The following is a 19,547-nucleotide window of genomic DNA, read 5'->3' as shown; positions in this document are numbered from 1 at the left end:
CTTCTGTGTGGATTCTAAAATTGGCGTTTCGGTCGTATTTTCGCCTGATTTAAGTTTTAATTTACAATTTGACGTTTGTCTGAAATAATATCTCTTCTTAAAATGTACCGGATTTTATTTAAAAAAAATTAATGCCAACATCTTCGGTAAAGATCAAACCCGGAGATTTTTCTCTTCGAATTTTCTTCAGATTATATGGATGTACACTTCGGTTCCACATTTCAAACCATCCAAAAGATCAAAATAGTTTCATTAACATGACTTTTAAAAAATGATAGGGTTTCCACATAGCGGATCTAACCGGTTTCGTAAATCACCGGAGGATGAGACGGCGGAGTAATGATCTCATATTGTAAATACTGCTCTGAATTGAAAACATCGTCAGGGATATCTCCATTCACTGTTAAGTTCCGGTAATTAACAGTAACAATAGGGCTTAAAACCTCTTTACCATACAACTCTATTTTTTTTACAATCCACGATTCCGAATCTATCCATACTCTGGCAAGTGATATCTGGTAAGTTGAATATTTTTCTATGAAAAGTTCATCAGGATTTTCCGGACTTATATCAATAACATAAGTCGATTTATTATCAATATATTCAACTCCCTGATAGCTAAGATTACCCTCTGGTATGATCTTTTTCAGCAGACCCGGGTAATCCAGTGCTGTAAGAGAATTACCATCCGGATTTGTTTCGAATACCAGCGTCCTGTTGCTTAAAGGATAGTATTCGATCAACCGGCTTCCATTCAGAATTGAGATCGTCCCGTTATTTCGCGTTGAAGATTGAATGTACTCAGCTTTAATCTTAGAGGGGTACTTGACAAAAATTCTGCATTCCTCAGGCAAAATGCCGCTGATACCTGATTCTATCAACAATTCTCCAGAATAATTCCAAATAGACATCTGGTGGCTGGTAAATGACGAAATAATATCGTCTTCGTTTGGTTCCTTAATGGAATTGTCAAGACAACCCAAAGTAAATGCCATCCCGAGAATGAGAACGATTATTAAAATTTGTTTACTCATTTGTTACTCCGTTGGAAGTCATCCGGCTATGAAAAGACAACATAAATTACTTGTATGAAGTAATAAAAAAAGGAGGTGTTGGATCATCAGGCAACACCTGATCCACAATAATGGGAAGTCTCAATACCTCCATTGCCGTTCCATGATGCCTGCTGGTTTACATATTGATTCTTTTGGAATATCATTTTGAATATTTACCAAGAAAAAATATATTTCATTTTTTGATGTATATTGAACATGATTGATGATATGTTGAAGAGACTGAGGTCATTGAAAAAGGAAATGCAAGGGCTGAAAAAATGAAACTAAAAAAAAATCTATCTAATTTTATCAAAGGACTCTTTGTGGGTCTAATTTGTTCGTTTTCAATTTACGCTGTGATTTACTCTGTTGGAAGGGGTTTTCTCTCTAATGAAACAAATTGGATAATAATTGGTGTTAATATTATATTGGTCGGAATTACAGCTTATTATGCTTATTCAACAAAACAAATTCTGAATTCAGGAGAAAAAGACAGAATAAGGCAAAGAATTCAGGAAATAACAAGCGTTTGCTTAAATCCTTTGCGGATACAAATTGAAGAATGTAAGCATTCGATGAATCGGAAATCTCATGTTACTACTAAAAATGGTGATGAATATCAAAACATTGAATTGGAATTATTTGATTGGTCTTTTGATAAGGGAAATGTGTTTGATCTAAATTATTCATTTTTACATAATTCAAATAAAATATTGGTAAACCCTAATTTTATTGAAAGTACGTTTAAATATTATTATCCAAAATTAAACGGTTTACTTACTAAGTATAATGAAAAGGTAATGAATTATCAGGTTTTTGCTTTAAATATCTTTAATGATATTATTCCAAAAATTGATACAATTAAAATGTATTTTAATATTTCTGATAAAAATAATTGGAAGCAATCAAAGGTTCCTTTGGTTGATCCTTATGGTATTCCCATACTATCTATGGATAATTTATTTACAGTAATATTTTATGGGAAAATGTGGGATAGAACTGAATTATTTGATAATGATGGATCTAAAATATACAACCAAATTATCTCAGATGTTAATATACTTAGAGAGAATAGCGAGTCAGTAGATGGTATAATACATCAACTAAATGAGAAGGATCAGGAGTTATTCAATTTTTTGGAAGAAATGGAAAAATTATTAAAGGAATGGCTTGCGGAATGGGAAAATGAATATTATATTTCAATAAATAATTGATTTAAGAGAAGAAAAAATAAAGTATAAATCTATTTTTTTTCAGGTTTCTTGACTATTGCATCGCATTTTGAACAAATATAAGTGTTAATTAATAAGGGGCTTCCGCAAAATGCACATGTTTTTCCAGATGCAACTGAACTTTTTACGTTTATTGTGTATCGTCTATATAAAAATATACCATTAAGGATTAAATAAACATACAGTATGGATACAAAATGCGGAAAAGGACAATTTTCAAGCAAAAATACGTTCCAATAATTAAAAGTAAGAAGGACAATTACAATAATAAAAGCGCCTTCTGCCCATTTTAAAGAATAGGTATATGCTTGTCGTAAAATATCAGGGGTACATATGTCCATTTGGATCAACTCCATTGAAGAACGGCGCCGCAATGTGGACATACCCCCACACCCTGCTCAATGTTGTTGTTGCATACCGGGCACTTTTGCTTTTTCCCCTCTAATAAGGATATTAAGAAAAATCCCCCCACTATCCCGATAACAGCACCTAAAATTGCTGCTAATACATCATCATTAGAATTTAATGATGTTTCCTGAGCCATATTTTATTTTATATGGATGGGTTCTTATATTAATTTTGTTTATTCGTTAAAAATGAATAAAATTATTATTTTCCCTTATTTTGTTTTTATTAGATGTTCTTTTTAAAAAAAATTTTGTTGCTTTGCTAAAATTGTAAGTTCTGCTATACTTGTAAAATTGTGAATTTTTACTATCGAATCTGGTAACCTTTTTAAAACCCTACATGAACTGCATGTGTTTAAAAACAAAAATGCTGTCGACGGGATCCGAACCCGCGACCTCCAGATATCTCAGATATCAAGCGCCCCGAAATGTGCTACAAAACCCTATGAGTCTGGCGCCCTAACCGACTAGGCCACGACAGCATGTGAAATTTTTTCGTCGGTTATTCGCACAACAAAGTGCATAATAAAAAGGACGGATACGCTATTAAACCTTATGATATGACTACCGGAGATAACATCATGCAGTTTTTTCCCTTAAAAAAACGAATATCAGATACATGAAATTTATGTTCTCGAGAAGGATTCAGAACACCCCGAAATCCTTCATACGCGAGATACTCAAGGTTACGGAAAACCCCGACGTTATCTCCTTCGCCGGCGGTCTTCCAAACCCTTCCCTCATCGATACCGAAGGGATCGGGAAAGCCGCATCGGATATCATAAAAAGCGACGGCAGGTCCGCCCTCCAGTACTCAACCACCGAAGGATACGAACCCCTCAGACAATATATCGCCGACCGTTACGCGAAGAGATACAACCTCGACGTCAGCGCCGACGAGATCCTGATAACCAACGGCTCGCAGCAGTGCCTCGACCTTCTCGGGAAGGTATTCATCAACAACGGCGATTCCGTCCTGATGGAAAAGCCCGGATACCTCGGTGCGATCCAGTCCTTCTCTCTCTACGAACCCGAATTTCATTCAGTCTCCCTCCAGGACGACGGCCCCGACACCGGCGAACTCTCGTCCGTATTATCCGAAGAACTTCCGGCCTTCTTCTACGGAATACCCAACTCCCAGAACCCCACCGGGATAACATACTCCGACGAAAAGAGGAAGGAAGTCGCAGAAATACTCAACGAAGCCGAAGTCCCGTTTATCGAAGACGACGCCTACGGGGAGCTTCGCTTCGACGGAAAAGCCATAAAGCCGGTCAAATATTACATGCCCGAAGCAGGCATAATGACAGGCTCGTTCTCCAAGATATTCTCACCGGGAATGAGGCTCGGCTGGGTCTGTGCCACTCCCGAAGTCCTCGACAAGGTCATAATCGCAAAGCAGGCATCCGATCTTCACTCGAACTATCTCAGCCAGAGGATACTATACCAGTATCTCGAAGAAAACAACATCGACACCCATATCGAAAAGATACGTGCGGAATACAAGAAGCGGGCGGACCTCATGGTCAAAACAATCCGTTCCGAGCTTCCTCCCGAGATCACCTGCACTCAGCCCGAAGGCGGAATGTTCGTCTGGCTCCGCTTCCCCGACAACATGTCCTCGATGAAGATATTCGAAAAGGCCTCGGAAAAGAATGTCGTCATACTCCCCGGAATGCCGTTCTACGTCGACGGAAAAGGAGACAAAACGGCGAGGCTCAACTTCACGAATTCGGACGAAGAAGAGATCAAATACGGAATCGGGGTAGTGGCAGATGTCATAAAAGAGTTGTATTACTGATTCAGAATGCCAGTGATGTAACCGTAAGAACAGTGATAAACAATATAATCAGGGCAATTGTCCTTTTCACAAATTTTTTTGCAACCCTTGCTTCCGATCCCGTTCTTGGCGCAACTCCTATAATCAAAGTTCCGATGAGTGCGCCTGCGATAAGCCCGATCACGTTATCCAGTGTAAGAAGAAGTGCTCCGGTGATCGCGTCGGGGATCATGATAATTGAAATTCCTGCAACAACAGTCGGAGGAAGCAAGGCTGCTGCGACCGCAACTCCGGCTATGGACTCGGAAAAACCCTTTGAAACAGCTATCATCGAGGCAAGACCGAGCAGAACTGCCATGAGAATGTATATCGGGCTCGTAGTCGTCCTGAGAAGGATCTCCTGTGTTATCTCAAGGGTGTAGAGACCTGCCTGCATCGATACCTCCATCAGGTTCAGCGTGTAAGTCGCTACTACCGATACGAATAATATCGTGACAAGGTAGATGAAAAGAGCAAAAACGCTCATTAAAGCATCCTTAGCTCTCCCCGTCGCAGCGTAGATCGCAAAAGAGTGGATCGGCCCGAGAATAGGTGCAAGGAGCATCGCCCCGATAATAATCGCCACATTATTCAGGAAGAGGCCCGTGAGCGCTATAAGTCCGGCGATCGTTGTCAGTAGAAGAATCCAGGAATCGATCGAACTATAATTCTTCGCCGAATTAAGCAGTTCCTCTACAGGAGTCTTTTCGTGCTTCGGGGCAGTTTTCTCCGCCCGTGAGAGAGTGGACGAGATGACGAAATCGGGGGTCGAGACTTCGATAAGGTTCTCTTTGTACCTTAAATCAAGAGGCTCCCGGATTTTGTCAATTATATTGTTAACCTCAGAATCGGGTGCGAATATTTTGACCTGGACGAAATCCCCCTCGTCCACATCTATATGATAAAGATCCTCCAGCAATGGTTTAAGATTCTTGTAATCCTCACGCCTGGCATGAAGGAGTATCTTCTTCATAACTATCAGATAACTGTCATGTGATAAAAATAGTTCTTATTGTTCTTTTGCCTGCTGAATGTAGACATTTACAGCCGCAGAGATCGCAGCAGCCTCTTTGCCTCCCCTAAGGGATGCGGCAAGGGTCTGCATGCGTGTCTGCTCCTCGCGGAGGTATCTCCCGAGGCTCTTCTGGATATGCTCCTCCTGCAGGAAATGAGTGTGCGTATCCCCGTTGATGAAGTGGCTGTTCCTCATTATCGCGTGATGAAGAGGCAGGGTAGTTTTCACTCCGAGAATGACATACTCGTAGATCGCCCTTCTCATCCTGTCTATCGATTCCTGCCTGTCGCTTCCCCACGAGCAGAGTTTGGATATCATCGAGTCGTACATCGGCGGGATCGCATATCCCATGTGGATACCCGAATCAACCCTGATTCCAGGGCCTCCCGGGGACCTGTAGCGGACGATCTTTCCCGGGTCGGCGGTGAAATTATTCAGCGGATCTTCGGCATTGATACGGCATTCGATCGCATGGCCGTTGAGCCTGATGTCCTCCTGCGAATGCCGGAGCTCTTCATCGGCAGCGACCTTAATCTGCTGCTTTACGATATCCACGCCGGTTATCATCTCGGTGACGGTGTGCTCAACCTGGAGACGGGTGTTCATCTCCATGAAGTAGTAGTTCCCCTCGCTGTAGAGGAACTCGACTGTTCCTGCATTATAATAGCCCGAAGCCTCTGCAACCTTCAGCGCGGACTCCGACATCCTCTCGCGGAGCTCGTCCGTCATTATCGGGCACGGGGCCTCTTCGACGAGCTTCTGGTGGCGTCTCTGTATAGAGCACTCCCTGTCGTAGAGATGCACCCGGTTGCCATGTTTGTCGCAGAGAACCTGGAACTCGATATGCCGCGGTTTCACAAGATACTTCTCGATGAAGACAGTCGAATCACCGAATGCCGATTCGGCGATCCTCATACCCTTCTCGATCGCGTTTTCGAGCTCCTCTTCATTCTCGACGATCTGCATCCCTATACCACCGCCGCCTGCGCTTGCCTTGACGATTACAGGATACCCGATATCCTTTGCAACTCTTTTCGCCTCGTCAATATCTTTGACGCCGTCATGGGTATACGGGAGGACCGGAACGCCGGCTTTGTCCATCATGTGTTTGGAGCCGAGCTTGGATCCCATCGCCTCGATAGACTTCCACGAAGGTCCTATAAAAGTCTGGCCCTCTTCTTCGCAGTATTTGGCGAATTTCGAATTTTCGGCAAGAAATCCGTACCCGGGATGGATCGCTTCAGCTCCGGAACTCTTTGCGATCTTTAAGATACGGTCCATATTGAGATAGCTCTCTTTCGGAGGTGCAGCCCCGAGAAGATAAGCCTCATCCGCGTATTTGACGTGGAGAGCGTTTCGGTCCGGTTCGGAAAAAACGGCGACCGTCTCTATTCCAAGCTCCCTGCAGCCACGCATTATCCTGATGGCGATCTCGCCCCTGTTGGCGATTAGGACCTTATTGAAATAACTCATTCAATCACCAGCAAGACGTCACCGCTCTGCACGGTGTCGCCTGCATCGACAAAGATCTGGGTCACCTTCCCGGCCTTTATCGATTTAATCGGGTTCTCCATCTTCATGGCCTCGAGAACCACGAGAGTGTCTCCAACTTTCACCTCGGCCCCGAGACACGTCTCGACCTTGAGCACCATTCCCTGCATGTTGCTCTTGACTCCGCCCTTGATGTTCCTCGGGATCTTCTTCTCGCCGATGGACGCGGAGGACGTGACCTCACTTCCTTCTACAGAGAGAATCCTGACCGCAAAGATCTCGCCGTCGACCTCGACCTCCATGAAGCTCGGAATGTTTCCTGAATCCTGCTTCCTGGACTGGGATAAGGTCGGGATCGTCTCGGCCTTTCTCTCTCCTTTGAGGAACGATGGCGCTATTGCGGGATAGAGGATGTATGTCAGGATGTCCTCGTCCTTCTTTACAAGACCCTCTTCACCGGCCTCCTTTGCCATCGTCTCGTATACGGGTTCCAGGAGATCCGCGGGCCTTCCTTCGAAGGCTTTCTCACCGTCGATGATCTTCTCGCGAATCTCTTCAGGTATTGTTCCCGGGGGTTTGCCGTAGAGGCCCCTTACGTAGTCCTTGACCTCCTGGGTGACATTGGAGTATCTCTCCCCGCCCATAAGGACGTTCAGCACGGCCTGTGTTCCCACGATCTGGCTCGTCGGGGTGACAAGCGGGGGATATCCCAGATCCTTTCTGACCTTCGGGATCTCGTTATGAACAGATTCGAGTTTGTCGAGCGCATCCTGCTCCTTGAGCTGCGAGACGAGGTTCGAGATCATTCCGCCGGGGAGCTGGTATATCAGGACATCGGAATCGATCCTCTCCGATATCGGGTCGATAAGCGCCCCGTATTTCTCCCTGACTACAAGGCATTTGATCTTTGCATCCCGGAGGCGCATCAGATCGATGCCCGTATCCCTCTCCGTTCCTATGAGGCTCGCAACCACGCTCTCGGTTGCAGGCTGGGAGGTTCCCATTGCAAACGGCGACATGGCCGTATCAAGGATATCTACTCCTGCCTCTATTGCCGCCTGGTAGCTCATCGGGGCTATTCCGCTTGTCGAATGCGAGTGGAGGTTTACAGGTATGTCGATCCTCTTTTTGATTCCGGCAACAAGATCCGCCGCATCTTTCGGCATTATAAGCCCGGCCATATCCTTGATGCAGATCGAATCGCTGCCTTTTGAATAGAGATCTTCGGCAAGATCTATGAATCCGGCGACCGAGTGGACCGGACTTGTAGTGTAGCTTATCGTTCCCTGGAGGTGTGCTCCAATATCCTTTACAACCTCCATGGATTTTTCCATGTTCCTGATGTCGTTTAATGCATCGAAGACCCTGAATATATCGACCCCGTTCCTTCCTGCGGCTTCGATGAATTTTTCGACAACGTCATCGGGATAATGCTTGTATCCTACCAGATTCTGGCCGCGGAGAAGCATCTGGACCTTTGTGTTTTTCATCTCGGCCTTGATATCACGGAGCCTCTGCCATGGATCGTCGTTCAGGTACCGTATGCAACTGTCAAAGGTGGCGCCTCCCCAGGCCTCTACCGAAAAAAAACCTATTTTATCTAATTGTCTTGCAACAGGGATCAGATCCTCGGTCCTAAGCCGGGTAGCGATTAAGGATTGATGTGCATCCCTGAGGGTAGTATCTGTTATTTTTACAGTATTGGCAACGCTCATAAATTTCCTCCAAGGAGCCAGGATTGATTAATTTTTTCAGTCTCTATTAAATTTCTCACCGAACTATAAATATCTCACTAAAGGGAGGAAAACAATAAATACTATCATTATAGAGAAAAATAAAGCCAGCCAGTCGTTTTTTTCGGTTACGAATTCGGGGCGGTGCGTCCCTCCGCGTATATACCCTCTTCCGGCGAGGATTTTTCCATGCTCCTCCGCCCGTTTCAGCGTGATTATCAGTATATTCCCTAATACAGGGATGTAGTCGCGAATCCGGATCTTCTTTCCCTTGAAATCCATGGCGATGCGTGCCATACTGTAATCTTCAGGTATCCTCCTGATCTCGGTCATGGCGATCTCCGCAGTCAAACCGAGTTCGAAACCGGTTTTATTTCCGAAAAGCCACACGAGCGTATCGAGAATTTCACCGGGCCTGATCGCCGAGTAGGCCCAGACCGCGATGACGATCAGCGCAGACATCCTGACGAAATATGATAGTCCGCCGGACGCATCACCTATCGAAAGGATAGCAATAACCGAGATAATAACGAACAGCCCAAGGAAAGCGGGAAGCGAGGGGACTTTGAATTTCCTGTCCGAGAATACCAGGACCCAGAGTACGGATGCAAGCGCCGCTTCCATGCCTGCGAAGGCGGCGCATGAAAGCATTATCATCGAGGCCATTCTTATTCGCGGATCTTTCATACCATACCTCTCCTGTTCGTCACTCTGTCTTCGAGAGGATTCCGTCCGAGATGTTCCAGAGGTGGTCGTAATCGGGGAGGATCTTTGATTCGTGCGTGAAGATGATCCTGACGCCGCCGCGAATTTCGTCAAGCATATCCCTGAAATTTCTCTTCCATATGCAGTCGAGCGAACTGAAGGGTTCGTCGAGGATCATGAGATCGTATTCTTTTTGGATTATGCATGCAAGATGGAGTCTCTTCAGCTCCCCGCGGGAGAGAGTCATCGGGTCCCTGTTCTCTTTGTAGCGGAGGCCGGCGGTGTTCATCACTGGTTCGAGATCAAGGTCCCATGATTCGATCTCTTTTCCGATGGTCATGTGGGTGAGATGGTATTCGGGAAACTGCATCGAGAATATCCTTGATCCGATCCCTTCGGTCGTGATTGTTCCCTTATCGGGCTTCCCGATACCTGCAAGGAGTGCTGCAAGGGTAGATTTTCCACTTCCGATCCTTCCGGTGACGATATGGAGCCCTTCGGAGAACCTTGCGTCAGCCCCGAGAGTGAACTCGTCCCTGGAGAATTCGATATTATTGCATGAGATATCCATTCGTCACCCCGTCCCGGCAGGAAAATTTTCAGGATAAAAACAGGTCCCTTTGAGTTCTTCAAAGACCGATGCAGGTGTTCCCGAAGCAGCGACTCTTCCGTCTTCCATGTATACCGCATAGCCGGCGATCTCCCCGGCTCTCTCCATGTTCTGGGTGCAGAATACGACGTGCGTGATTTCGAGTTCGGTTATTATGCCGAATATCTCCCCGGCCGTAAAGGGGTCGAGGTGCGAGTCCGGTTCGTCGAGGATCAGGAGATCCGGGTCGGCTACGATTGCGGTGGCGAGTTCGACGAGTACCTTCTCCCCGCCTGAAAGTTTTTTTATATTTTTATTGTACAGGTGCGTTATTCCTAGTTTTTCGACAACCCTGTTTACAATCTCATTTGTCTTTGAACAGTCGGTATGCCTGAATTTGAGCGGGGATGCGATCTCGTCGGCGACCCTTTCAAAGAGGATGTTCTTATCCGGGAATTCGGAGAGGTATCCGCTCTCGGTCTTACGGGGAACAGATCCGTCGATGAGAATCGATCCTTTTTCAGGCAGTTCCATTCCGGAAAGGAGTTTTAAGAAGGTGCTCTTCCCCGAGCCGTTCGGCCCGAAGACTGCGCAGACACCTTCCGGTATTTTTAAATGTGGAATTTCGAGGTCCCTGAACGATACGTCATCAAATTCTATCATTGATCCTCTCTGCGATAAGGAATGCAGCGGCCGATTTCACGCAGTCGCCCGGGATGAAGAGAACCATTCCGAGGAGGAATGATTCGGTAAGACCCATCGGTGTGGAGATGAAGAGCCATAATACGCCTGCAAGAAGGATGACGAAAGATGCGGCGAAGAAGCATCCCGCCCTGACGAACCTGTTCGGGCTCCCGTAGAGATACCCGACAATGAGAGCGGCGAATATGAATCCTATCATGTACCCGCCGGTCGGTCCCAGGAGAACACCCGGCCCTGCGGTAAACTGGTGGAATACCGGGAGGCCGAGAGTCCCGAGAATAATATAGAGGAGTACGGGAATGACGGCTTTCTTTCTCATTACCGCGCCGGAGAGAATAACGAAGAGTGTCTGAAGTGTGAAGGGCACGGGGATCATCGGTATTGTAATGTAGCCCCCTACTGCAAACAATGCGATAAAGATCCCGGTATAGGTTATGGTTCTTGTCCGTTCCTCGTCGCCGTACATGTTTGTCAACCTCTAAATTTAAATTGGTTGACAAGAGGATTTGTTCTTTATGGATTTATGGATGTTGGAATTTTTGCGGTTGCTGTGAATTCAAATTGTCGGGCTTTGAGATTTGTAACGATCGAGATTTCTTTTGCCCCGGCGGGGGGGAAGTCCTCCCCCTCCCTGTATTCCAAAACTTTGAGAGGGCCTAAGCCCCTTCGGGGCAACCCACTGCTCAGTTCGCTACGCGAACTTTCGCAATCGTGATAGCCCGGCCTGGACACTACCCTCCGGGTAGTCTCGGCCGGGAGGAGAAAACTTTTGGAAAACGTAAAATAAGTTTTAGAAGGTGGTCCAAATATTCACGGAGCCGGAGGGATGCTTGCCCATCCCAACGGTGACTATCGCGACGAGGGGGAGGGTTCAAGGGAGGGGGAAATCATCCCCCTCCCTGTATTCCAAAACTTTGAGAGGGCCTAAGCCCCTTTGGGGCAACCCGGTGCTCAGTTCGCTACGCGAACTTTCGCAAAGATGATAGCCCGTCCTGGGCGCTACCCATCCGGGTAGCCCCGGCCGGGGGGAGAGATCTATCAGAAAACGTAAAACAAGTTATAAGAAGCAGCCCAAAAAAACGGAGCCGGAGGGATGCTTGCCCATCCCGACGGTGACTATCGCCATGAGGGGGAGGGTTCAAGGGAGGGGGAAATCATCCCCCTCCCTGTATATATTCCAAAACTTTGAAAGGGGCTTATGCCCCCACAATAATACAATCCAAAAAAAAATCAAATAGGAGTGCAGTCCCCGGAGAGAATGCGTTCGACCTTTCCATTGTCCTTCTTTATAATCAGTGCACCGTATTCGTCGAGATCTATCGCCTCGCCCTCGAAAGTGCGCCTCGGTGTCGTGATCCGGACTCTCTTTTCAAGCGTCAGCGAAAGGCTCTTCCATTCCCTGGAAATCGCCTTATATTCTCCTTCCTCGACAAGTTTGTACCTCCTCTCGAACTCGCCGAGCATCGTCGCAAGGAACTTCGCCCTGTCGATGTCATGCCCGATCTCGATATTCAGCGAAGTGATCGGGGTCTGGAGCGAGCACTGGAGGTCCTCCGGCTTGATATTCGCATCGATCCCTATCCCGAGAAGGCAGTAATGGATCTGGTCCGCCTCTGCCGCAAGTTCGAGAAGAATCCCCGACACTTTCTTGTCGCCGATATAGATGTCGTTCGGCCATTTAATGAGGGCGCCGATATCGTACATCCGCCGGATGGTTCTTGCGACCGCGATCGACGCGGACATCGTCACGAAGAACAATTTATCGATGGGAATCGTCGGCTTCAGGATTATCGTCGTCCATATCCCGCCGGAAGGCGAAAACCACGCCCTGCCCAGTCTTCCTACTCCTCCCGTCTGCTCCTCGGCTATAAGTATGGTCCCGTTAAAGTTCTCCGCATCCTTCTTCGAGCAGAGATCCTTCGCAACCCATGTGGTTGAAGGCGTGTTCTTGAAGTACCTGATATCCTTCCCGATGAAATCCGTCTTCAGGTACTTCTTAATCTCGTGCGGAAGCAGCTTCGGGGTAGACTCTTTCAATTCGTATCCTTTCGACTTGGTTGATTCGATCGAGTATCCGAGTTCCTTCAGCTCGTTGATATTCTTCCAGACTGCCGACCTGGTAATTCCTGTCATCTCGCTAATCTTTTCCCCGGAGATAGGGCCGCTCTGCCTCTCCAGAATCTCAAGTATTTTTTCCGAAGTCTCATTCATAGGATTACCTTTTCGCATCGATTGCTTCCCCCGGAAGCGGGCACGGGTCGGTTCCGCATACCTGTTTGATTATCTCTGACTGGTGCTCCATGAGGGTGGCGAGATCGAAGACACCTGTGAAGTCCACAATCCCGAACGCACCAATCGCATCCCCTGCTTCGTTTCTGATCGGTGCGACGATAACGGGAACCCCCTTAAATCCGCCTTCGGCCGGGGTCACGCTCATCATCATGTTTTTTAGTATAACCTCTTCGAGAACCGGGCCGCTGTATTCCTCGTCGACAATCTTTCCTTCCTCGACGCGTATCCCTTTCCGGTTCTTCGATCTTGCTGTTACAGGCATTTTTATCATTGCATTTATCGCCATCGCAAGAGGTTTGAAATCGGCGGCCTTTGAATCGGCCGAGATTATATATTCACCCATCCGGATCACCTGTGTATTGTGTATTTATGCTGTTATTAAAAAATAATTTCCGAATCTCCCGAACAGATCCCGGTCAGAAAATCCCGTGAAGGAAACTCATGTATGGAAGTCACGATAAAGAATCCGTCACCCATCTTCTTCTCGATCATGATACACCTGCCGTCCGCAGTCTCCGCAATGCATTCACCCTCGTACTCCGGGAAGTAGCCGTCGCATTCGATCCCGTTCTCGTTGAAATCCTTTACGATACCGCAATAATCCGAATCCCCTTTCGTTATGACAGGCGAATTGAAGTACTCGTGCGTGTATTTCACTTTGAACGGGAGCCAGTCGTAGCATCCCTCTTTTTCATACATCGCACCGAAGACAAGCGCCCGGCCGCCCTTCTCGACGAATTTTCGTATCCTGCCCGATGTGGCCTTAAGTGCGGGCATCAGCCCCGAATACGCGGGATTCCCGAACCCGGTCGGGATCAGTACCGCAACAAGCCTCCCCTTGTAAAAAGGCGTCGCGAGCATCTGCGGCGTAATGATCTCGCCGCCGATGTCGTTGTCGCAGATGTATTTGTTGATGTAACAGTCGCAGTCCCATATTACCCCCGCCTTTTTTATCATCCTTTAATCACTCCGATTGGTTCGAGCCTTGCCACCTTCATCGACAGGCCGGCCCTGTGAACAATATCCACCACTTCGCTGCTCGGCTTATAGACCTCCGGCGCCTCTTCGGCGATCACCTTGTTGCTTGTCGCCCTCACGAAGATCCCCCGGTCGAGGAGGTCCTGCCTGATATCCGCACCGCTGTGGCTCTTCTTCGCACTCGATCTCGACGCGAGCCTTCCTGCCCCGTGGCATGTGCTCCCGAACGTCTTCTCCATGGCAGTCTGCGTTCCCTTAAGGAGATACGACGACGTCCCCATGCTCCCCGGGATGATCACGGGCTGTCCGATCGCACTCAGATCTTTGGGTATTTCAGGTGAACCCGGGCCGAATGCACGCGTGGCGCCCTTGCGGTGGACACATAGCTCCATCTTTTTTCCGTCGACAACATGAGTTTCGATCTTGGCCACGTTATGGGTTACGTCATAGACAAGTTTCATCTCGTTGTAGTCCACGCCGAAGTCCCTTTCGATGACCTCCCTCACCATGTGGGTGATCATCTGCCTGTTGGCCCACGCATAATTTGCCGAGGCTGCCATCGCCCCGAAGTACGCCTCTCCCTCCGGGCTCTTCACCGGTGCACATGCGAGCTGCCGGTCGGGAATCTTTATCCCGTATTTCTTCGTCGCGTTCTCGATGGTCCCGAGATGATCCGTGCAGACCTGGTGCCCGAGCCCTCTTGAACCGCAGTGGATCATGAAACATATCTGGTCCTTTTCGATCCCGAATGCTTTTGCGGCTTCGTCATCCATGATCTCTGCCGCGTACTGGACTTCGAGGAAGTGGTTGCCCGATCCGAGTGTCCCGCACTGGGGTCTGCCGCGCTGTCTCGCCTTTGTGCTGACATGCTCGGTGCTGGCCTCCTTCATCATCCCGGACTCTTCGCAGGATTTCACGTCGTCGGGCATTCCGTATCCCTCTTTCACCGCCCATGACGCACCCTCCCTCATGATGTCCTCGAGTTCGCTGTCCGAGAATTTTTTCGGGGCCACATTCCCGACACCAGTTGGAACGGTCGAGAACAATGTATTGATCAGTCTCTTGATCCCGGAAAATTCATCCTTTTTCAGGGGTGTCGTGATCAGCCTGACGCCGCAGTTTATATCGAAGCCTACACCGCCGGGAGATATAATTCCGTTCTCGACATCGAATGCCCCGACACCGCCTATCGGGAACCCGTAGCCCCAGTGAATGTCGGGCATTCCAAGTGAATATTTTACTATTCCCGGAAGGGTCGCGACATTGGCGAGCTGTTTTACCGCGCCATCCTCGAGGTTTTCCCCGAGGCCCTCCGATAAAAAGATCCTTCCCGGCACCGCCATATCGTCCACGTAACCTTTTCGGACCTCCCATTCGATATCGGATATTTTATTCAGTCCTTCGAGCATCTTCACCACCTTTATACATCGAATATTATTTCCACCAGGAATTTTCCGTCTTCCTGCCTGATCTCCGTCCCGTACCTGGAGACACCCTTGATCTCCGTTCCGCCCCGGTGTCTCTCCATATCGAATTTCTCCCCGGAAGCTACAGCCTCAAGGGAATGATCGTGTATAGTAATATCTATGCCTGAGAAAACAACCCTTTCTACTTCAGACAAAAACAGCAGTTCTGACAAAAGATCATAGAGCAGGGTTTCAGAATCCCCTGCCTCGAGTTTTATCCCGATCTTTACCGAATCTTCCTCTCTTTCGTCGAACATGAGAGAGAACATTGCCATTGCAGCCGATGTGAACAGTTCCTCTATGGTGTCTCCCGAGCACCTGTAGAGGTAATCTGCCGTATGGTTCAGTTCTTGAAATGGCATCCTGATATTATTGTGTGATTTGTATTAAAAAAAGGCTCTTCGTTAATCCCCTGAATAAGATCTAAACATACCAACATGGCCAAATCGGGCGACCCCCCGCCGCGAGCCGGCACAGCAGGCTCGCGGACCGGCCCCGACCCCGGGGCCTCTCTATGGCGATAGCCACTCCGGGGATAGACAAGTATCCCCTGCGTGGCGGGACGCGGTGTACTCAAGGCATGTACGGAACGGAACATGTCGTAGTGAAATAACTTCAACAGTCCGGGGACCCTTGCCGGTCCCCGGGCGTGCCGTGAGAAGATTATCTTAAGGCAAGGCCCCTGGGCAGGGGCCGTCCGGCGGCCCGGCCGCCGGTGCCGGGGTTGCCCCGGTGAGATCTATGGGCAATACAGCAGTGCCATATATGTCCCAAAATTATTTGCCTACGTAAAAAACAGCGAAGAGCCTTAAAAAAAGTCACAGTATTGCGGGATCATATCCATATTGATGGTGTCCATGAAGCGCGCCTGGTACATTGAAACATAAATGATGTAATCCCCTACATAAATCTCAATATCGGTCGACTTTGGCGGCTTGACACTTGTCGAGAGAAGAATAGGACCTCCGCACGAGGTACAAATCCTGAAATTTCTTTCTTTATCAAGAACGTATTGTTTTACTTCGTCGGTTACTTCAATTGTATTCGACCGACACTGCTGATACTCCATTCTCCAGATATATTAGTTAAAAATAATAAAAAAAAGTTTTGCCTGAATGGTCTATGCCGGTACTACCAGCCGCGCGACCAAATCTGCATACTGCTCCTTTAACTCATAGCGTGTCTGGTCGTTGTCTTTTTCCTTGATTATATGAAAGATGCCGATTCTTGAAGCAATGGTTCCTACCATCGATGCAACAGACTGGACCGTAACGGAGAACTTTTCCATTAACTTTTTATGCGTCTCGGCCACTGTCAGGGATTTCGCCCTGACGAAAATCTTCAGCAGCTCACGGCGGATGCCGTTTTTGTCTCTCGAAAGGTAATTCCTGAGACGCATTTCAATCTCTCTTTTTAGATCAGCCGCTGATCTCATGATGAACTGATTATTTTGAATTCTATATAAAATTTTCTTCTCTCTGTCGTTTTGCCCTTATTCGGTCAAAACAGATGAAATAATAACTAAATTATCTGTATTTTTCACGATTTAACATAAATACGAATTAATTATAAAAATATTGTGCATATATTATCATTAGAATTATTCATTTTTATAATTCAAAAATTTTCCCGATTTTCCTCATGAATTTGTAAGGCGGACCAAATCCTTTAATCAATTTCATGGACAAATTTTAGGTATGGGTAAATTTACCTATGATATTAACAGATACGAACCAAAGCAGATGGTTGCATTACCGCTCTGTCTATTGATCCTGTCTGTAATCTTTCTTGCGTTCAATACCGTCTCGACGGGGATGCCGGTTGAACCTGGAATAGATTTCGCAGGCGGAGTTGCGGTTACACTGTCAACATCTGATTCGGTCGACGTAATAGAGGATTATTTTGCAGATTATCCTCTCAAAATTTCAGAAAGTGATGTTGCCGCCGGATATCTGGTCTTTAATTATCTCGAAGGCGACAGCTTCAAAGACTTAACCGAGCATATAACTGCGAGGTACCCCGACGCTACAATATACCAGATGGGAGAGACCTTCGGAAAGACGCTCCAGTCACAGGCTATCTGGGCGCTCCTCTTCGCCTTTGTACTGATGGCGATTGTAGTCTTTGTCGCCTTCAGGATATTCATCCCCTCGGTAGCTGTCGTTCTTTCGGCATTCTCGGATATTGTAATAACCGCCGCCTTCATGGATGTATTCGGCCTCACTCTTTCGCTGGGGACAACTGCGGCACTGCTGATGCTCATCGGTTATTCAGTCGACAGCGACGTACTTCTCACTACCCGTCTTCTGAAGAGGCAGGGCAAGGTCGACGAGAAATTCAGGGGTGCTTTCAGGACAGGTATCATCATGACGACGACGACGCTTGCAGCGGTAGTCGTTATGTTTATCGTGTTCTCCCTGGGTCAGGTCACACTGATAAGGGACATCTCGGCTGTTCTGATTATCGGCCTTATTATCGATATGATGAATACCTGGATGCTGAATGCAGGATTGTTGAAATGGTATGTTAAGAAGGGTGGTAAATAATGGCCGAAGAAAAGAGCACACTGGGGAAGATATTCACCGACTGGCAGGTTCTCATAGTGCTGGTTCTGGTAATACTCTCGGTTTTGAGCATATATGCAATTCCGCCTGCACTCGATAAAGGTATAAGCGGAAATCTCCAGCTTGGTCTGGACCTTGTCGGCGGATCATGGATCCAGTTATCCTTCAAGTCGGAGGTCATCGGCTATGAATCGGATATGTCCCAGTCCGACTTTATCACGCAACTGTCCGAAAAACTCGATGCAGATGTAATCCCTGTTACTTCCAGTTCGGTAGAGATAAGGGAATATTATACGAAGGAGGAACTTGAAAGCGTCCTTGCCGGAATGGGTGCCAAACTGGTAACTTACGAGCAGGGAATATCCAAAGAAACCGCAGATACGGTAAAGGGCATCCTTGAAGACAAAGTCAATACGCTTGGCACAAAGGACGTCCAGATAAATACGCTTACCGGCGCGAACGATGTCACAAAATACGTCCGCGTGGAGCTTGCCGGAACCGATATCAATACCGCACAGGAGATCGTCAGTTCGCAGGGTAAATTCGAGATCAGGATCGTAACATCCGGAAATGAAACAGAACGTGTCCTCTCCGGAGATGCGGTTACAAGTGTCAGTACACCTTCCCAGCGTAACAATTACTGGGGTGTCGGCTTCACCCTGAGCGCCGAAGGTGCCGAAGCATTGCGTGATGCATGTATACAATACGGAGCCGTAACCGATCCGGATTCACATAATCTTGTCATGCTCCTTGACGGGGAACAGGTATACAGTGCACCTCTTTCATCCGATCTTGCGGCGAAGCTCTCAAAGGGTCCGGTAAATGATCTCAGTGCATCAACAGGCTACGGCGAGGAAGGATACAATGACGCAGAGGTTCTCGAGATCCATCTTCGTGCAGGAGCTCTTCCTGTAGATGTCGAGATCGCAGGTTCGAGCAGTGTTACCGCAGAACGTGGCGAATTTATTCAAATCGTATGTATTGCGGCTGCGATACTCGGACTTCTGGCCGTTGCGTTCATGGTCTATTACAGGTACAGGGAACCGTCCATTGTGGTTCCGATGATACTTGTCAATCTCTCCGAGATTATAATTCTTCTCGGAATAGCCAGGTATATCCAGCAGCTCGATCTTGCAAGTATAGCCGGACTTATTGCCGTTATCGGTACCGGAATCGATCAACTCGTCGTAATAACCGATGAAGTTCTTCATGAGGGGCGTGTGCCGTCTCCGAGTCTTTATCTAAAGAGATTCAAGCGCGCCCTTGGGATAATAACCGTCTCGGCATCCACGACTATATTTGCAATGCTGCCGCTTGCACTCATGGATCTGTCGACTCTCAAGGGATTTGCCATAATAACCATTCTCGGAGTATTAATCGGGGTAATCTTTACCCGTCCGGCATATGGTAAGATTATCATGGCAATTCTTTCAAAGAAGCCGGCCAAATAATTTTTTTACCAATTTTTTTGCAAAAGGATAAAATTTATAATTTCGTTT

21 protein-coding genes and 1 tRNA gene are annotated in these 19,547 nt (G+C 47.4%); 4 read left to right on the top strand and 18 right to left on the bottom strand.

Annotated elements, in window-relative coordinates; genetic code table 11:
• Window positions 1-296: 296 nt before the first annotated feature.
• Window positions 297-1,034 (bottom strand): LolA family protein, encoded by a 738-nt coding sequence (locus MPET_RS08680; RefSeq protein ID WP_013329648.1) that lies wholly within the window; start codon window positions 1,032-1,034, stop codon window positions 297-299.
• A 299-nt stretch (window positions 1,035-1,333) separates the two neighbouring features.
• On the opposite strand from MPET_RS08680, the gene MPET_RS08675 reads away from it, so the two are divergent.
• The gene (locus MPET_RS08675; protein WP_013329647.1) at window positions 1,334-2,269 is read left to right on the top strand and encodes a hypothetical protein; all 936 of its coding nucleotides are present in this window, start codon (window positions 1,334-1,336) and stop codon (window positions 2,267-2,269) included.
• Between the two features lie 29 nt (window positions 2,270-2,298).
• Here MPET_RS08675 and MPET_RS15350 read toward each other — a convergent pair whose 3' ends face one another.
• From MPET_RS15350 to MPET_RS08670, 3 genes are all read right to left on the bottom strand, one after another.
• The gene (locus MPET_RS15350; protein ID WP_013329646.1) at window positions 2,299-2,628 is read right to left on the bottom strand and encodes a hypothetical protein; all 330 of its coding nucleotides are present in this window, start codon (window positions 2,626-2,628) and stop codon (window positions 2,299-2,301) included.
• 5 nt (window positions 2,629-2,633) lie between these two features.
• Window positions 2,634-2,831 (bottom strand): hypothetical protein, encoded by a 198-nt coding sequence (locus tag MPET_RS15160; protein WP_013329645.1) that lies wholly within the window; start codon window positions 2,829-2,831, stop codon window positions 2,634-2,636.
• 231 nt (window positions 2,832-3,062) lie between these two features.
• Window positions 3,063-3,176: transfer RNA gene (locus tag MPET_RS08670), tRNA-Met, on the bottom strand.
• A 137-nt stretch (window positions 3,177-3,313) separates the two neighbouring features.
• Here MPET_RS08670 and MPET_RS08665 point away from each other — a divergent pair.
• On the top strand, window positions 3,314-4,495 hold the full coding sequence (locus tag MPET_RS08665; RefSeq protein WP_013329644.1) for an aminotransferase-like domain-containing protein: 1,182 nt from the start codon (window positions 3,314-3,316) through the stop codon (window positions 4,493-4,495).
• Between the two features lies 1 nt (window position 4,496).
• On the opposite strand, the gene MPET_RS08660 is transcribed toward MPET_RS08665, so the two are convergent.
• The 14 genes from MPET_RS08660 to MPET_RS08595 all read right to left on the bottom strand — a co-directional run bounded on the left by MPET_RS08660 (window position 4,497) and on the right by MPET_RS08595 (window position 16,919).
• On the bottom strand, window positions 4,497-5,486 hold the full coding sequence (locus MPET_RS08660) for a TIGR00341 family protein (RefSeq protein WP_013329643.1): 990 nt from the start codon (window positions 5,484-5,486) through the stop codon (window positions 4,497-4,499).
• A gap of 36 nt (window positions 5,487-5,522) precedes the next feature.
• The gene (locus MPET_RS08655; RefSeq protein WP_013329642.1) at window positions 5,523-7,001 is read right to left on the bottom strand and encodes an acetyl-CoA carboxylase biotin carboxylase subunit; all 1,479 of its coding nucleotides are present in this window, start codon (window positions 6,999-7,001) and stop codon (window positions 5,523-5,525) included.
• Complete coding sequence (locus tag MPET_RS08650; RefSeq protein ID WP_013329641.1) at window positions 6,998-8,734, bottom strand: pyruvate/oxaloacetate carboxyltransferase; 1,737 nt, start codon at window positions 8,732-8,734, stop codon at window positions 6,998-7,000. The genes MPET_RS08655 and MPET_RS08650 overlap by 4 nt, the downstream gene beginning before the upstream one ends.
• A gap of 63 nt (window positions 8,735-8,797) precedes the next feature.
• Window positions 8,798-9,439, bottom strand: a complete 642-nt coding sequence (locus MPET_RS08645) for an energy-coupling factor transporter transmembrane component T (protein ID WP_013329640.1) — start codon at window positions 9,437-9,439, stop codon at window positions 8,798-8,800.
• A gap of 19 nt (window positions 9,440-9,458) precedes the next feature.
• Window positions 9,459-10,028 carry an ATP-binding cassette domain-containing protein gene (locus tag MPET_RS08640; protein ID WP_013329639.1) on the bottom strand — a complete coding sequence of 190 codons (570 nt, stop codon included), beginning with the start codon at window positions 10,026-10,028 and terminating at the stop codon, window positions 9,459-9,461.
• Between the two features lie 3 nt (window positions 10,029-10,031).
• Window positions 10,032-10,709: an energy-coupling factor ABC transporter ATP-binding protein gene (locus MPET_RS08635; RefSeq protein WP_013329638.1), complete on the bottom strand. Its 678-nt coding sequence runs from the start codon at window positions 10,707-10,709 to the stop codon at window positions 10,032-10,034.
• On the bottom strand, window positions 10,696-11,214 hold the full coding sequence (locus tag MPET_RS08630; protein WP_013329637.1) for a biotin transporter BioY: 519 nt from the start codon (window positions 11,212-11,214) through the stop codon (window positions 10,696-10,698). The genes MPET_RS08635 and MPET_RS08630 overlap by 14 nt, the downstream gene beginning before the upstream one ends.
• A gap of 764 nt (window positions 11,215-11,978) precedes the next feature.
• Window positions 11,979-12,959, bottom strand: a complete 981-nt coding sequence (locus tag MPET_RS08625) for a biotin--[acetyl-CoA-carboxylase] ligase (RefSeq protein WP_048130795.1) — start codon at window positions 12,957-12,959, stop codon at window positions 11,979-11,981.
• Window positions 12,960-12,963: 4 nt separating this feature from the next.
• Entirely contained in the window at window positions 12,964-13,383 is a 420-nt protein-coding gene (locus MPET_RS08620; RefSeq protein WP_013329633.1) for a DUF2111 domain-containing protein, read from the bottom strand.
• Between the two features lie 35 nt (window positions 13,384-13,418).
• Complete coding sequence (locus tag MPET_RS08615; protein WP_013329632.1) at window positions 13,419-13,997, bottom strand: hypothetical protein; 579 nt, start codon at window positions 13,995-13,997, stop codon at window positions 13,419-13,421.
• On the bottom strand, window positions 13,994-15,427 hold the full coding sequence (locus MPET_RS08610; RefSeq protein ID WP_013329631.1) for an RtcB family protein: 1,434 nt from the start codon (window positions 15,425-15,427) through the stop codon (window positions 13,994-13,996). Before MPET_RS08610 ends, MPET_RS08615 begins: the two co-directional genes overlap by 4 nt.
• An 11-nt stretch (window positions 15,428-15,438) precedes the next feature.
• A complete protein-coding gene (locus tag MPET_RS08605; protein WP_013329630.1) occupies window positions 15,439-15,846 on the bottom strand; it encodes an archease in 408 nt (135 codons plus the stop codon).
• 446 nt (window positions 15,847-16,292) lie between these two features.
• The gene (locus MPET_RS08600) at window positions 16,293-16,553 is read right to left on the bottom strand and encodes a hypothetical protein (protein WP_013329629.1); all 261 of its coding nucleotides are present in this window, start codon (window positions 16,551-16,553) and stop codon (window positions 16,293-16,295) included.
• 51 nt (window positions 16,554-16,604) lie between these two features.
• Complete coding sequence (locus MPET_RS08595; RefSeq protein WP_013329628.1) at window positions 16,605-16,919, bottom strand: DUF2551 domain-containing protein; 315 nt, start codon at window positions 16,917-16,919, stop codon at window positions 16,605-16,607.
• Between the two features lie 262 nt (window positions 16,920-17,181).
• On the opposite strand from MPET_RS08595, the gene MPET_RS08590 reads away from it, so the two are divergent.
• Both MPET_RS08590 and MPET_RS08585 read left to right on the top strand, forming a co-directional pair.
• On the top strand, window positions 17,182-18,030 hold the full coding sequence (locus tag MPET_RS08590; RefSeq protein WP_013329627.1) for a protein translocase subunit SecF: 849 nt from the start codon (window positions 17,182-17,184) through the stop codon (window positions 18,028-18,030).
• Window positions 18,030-19,499, top strand: a complete 1,470-nt coding sequence (locus tag MPET_RS08585) for a preprotein translocase subunit SecD (protein WP_013329626.1) — start codon at window positions 18,030-18,032, stop codon at window positions 19,497-19,499. The genes MPET_RS08590 and MPET_RS08585 overlap by 1 nt, the downstream gene beginning before the upstream one ends.
• Window positions 19,500-19,547: the final 48 nt, after the last annotated feature.

Source organism: Methanolacinia petrolearia DSM 11571 (assembly GCF_000147875.1).
In the GTDB taxonomy this organism is placed as follows: Archaea; Halobacteriota; Methanomicrobia; order Methanomicrobiales; family Methanomicrobiaceae; genus Methanolacinia; species Methanolacinia petrolearia.
This window is presented reverse-complemented; position numbering and strand designations above follow the sequence as displayed.

Bases quoted from the DNA above. Each gene is read 5' to 3' on its own strand.
- MPET_RS08680 (WP_013329648.1), bottom strand. From the start codon at position 1,034: ATGAGTAAACAAATTTTAATAATCGTTCTCATTCTCGGGATGGCATTT.
- MPET_RS08675 (WP_013329647.1), top strand. From the start codon at position 1,334: ATGAAACTAAAAAAAAATCTATCTAATTTTATCAAAGGACTCTTTGTG.
- MPET_RS15350 (WP_013329646.1), bottom strand. From the start codon at position 2,628: ATGGACATATGTACCCCTGATATTTTACGACAAGCATATACCTATTCT.
- MPET_RS15160 (WP_013329645.1), bottom strand. From the start codon at position 2,831: ATGGCTCAGGAAACATCATTAAATTCTAATGATGATGTATTAGCAGCA.
- MPET_RS08665 (WP_013329644.1), top strand. From the start codon at position 3,314: ATGAAATTTATGTTCTCGAGAAGGATTCAGAACACCCCGAAATCCTTC.
- MPET_RS08660 (WP_013329643.1), bottom strand. From the start codon at position 5,486: ATGAAGAAGATACTCCTTCATGCCAGGCGTGAGGATTACAAGAATCTT.
- MPET_RS08655 (WP_013329642.1), bottom strand. From the start codon at position 7,001: ATGAGTTATTTCAATAAGGTCCTAATCGCCAACAGGGGCGAGATCGCC.
- MPET_RS08650 (WP_013329641.1), bottom strand. From the start codon at position 8,734: ATGAGCGTTGCCAATACTGTAAAAATAACAGATACTACCCTCAGGGAT.
- MPET_RS08645 (WP_013329640.1), bottom strand. From the start codon at position 9,439: ATGAAAGATCCGCGAATAAGAATGGCCTCGATGATAATGCTTTCATGC.
- MPET_RS08640 (WP_013329639.1), bottom strand. From the start codon at position 10,028: ATGGATATCTCATGCAATAATATCGAATTCTCCAGGGACGAGTTCACT.
- MPET_RS08635 (WP_013329638.1), bottom strand. From the start codon at position 10,709: ATGATAGAATTTGATGACGTATCGTTCAGGGACCTCGAAATTCCACAT.
- MPET_RS08630 (WP_013329637.1), bottom strand. From the start codon at position 11,214: ATGTACGGCGACGAGGAACGGACAAGAACCATAACCTATACCGGGATC.
- MPET_RS08625 (WP_048130795.1), bottom strand. From the start codon at position 12,959: ATGAATGAGACTTCGGAAAAAATACTTGAGATTCTGGAGAGGCAGAGC.
- MPET_RS08620 (WP_013329633.1), bottom strand. From the start codon at position 13,383: ATGGGTGAATATATAATCTCGGCCGATTCAAAGGCCGCCGATTTCAAA.
- MPET_RS08615 (WP_013329632.1), bottom strand. From the start codon at position 13,997: ATGATAAAAAAGGCGGGGGTAATATGGGACTGCGACTGTTACATCAAC.
- MPET_RS08610 (WP_013329631.1), bottom strand. From the start codon at position 15,427: ATGCTCGAAGGACTGAATAAAATATCCGATATCGAATGGGAGGTCCGA.
- MPET_RS08605 (WP_013329630.1), bottom strand. From the start codon at position 15,846: ATGCCATTTCAAGAACTGAACCATACGGCAGATTACCTCTACAGGTGC.
- MPET_RS08600 (WP_013329629.1), bottom strand. From the start codon at position 16,553: ATGGAGTATCAGCAGTGTCGGTCGAATACAATTGAAGTAACCGACGAA.
- MPET_RS08595 (WP_013329628.1), bottom strand. From the start codon at position 16,919: ATGAGATCAGCGGCTGATCTAAAAAGAGAGATTGAAATGCGTCTCAGG.
- MPET_RS08590 (WP_013329627.1), top strand. From the start codon at position 17,182: ATGGGTAAATTTACCTATGATATTAACAGATACGAACCAAAGCAGATG.
- MPET_RS08585 (WP_013329626.1), top strand. From the start codon at position 18,030: ATGGCCGAAGAAAAGAGCACACTGGGGAAGATATTCACCGACTGGCAG.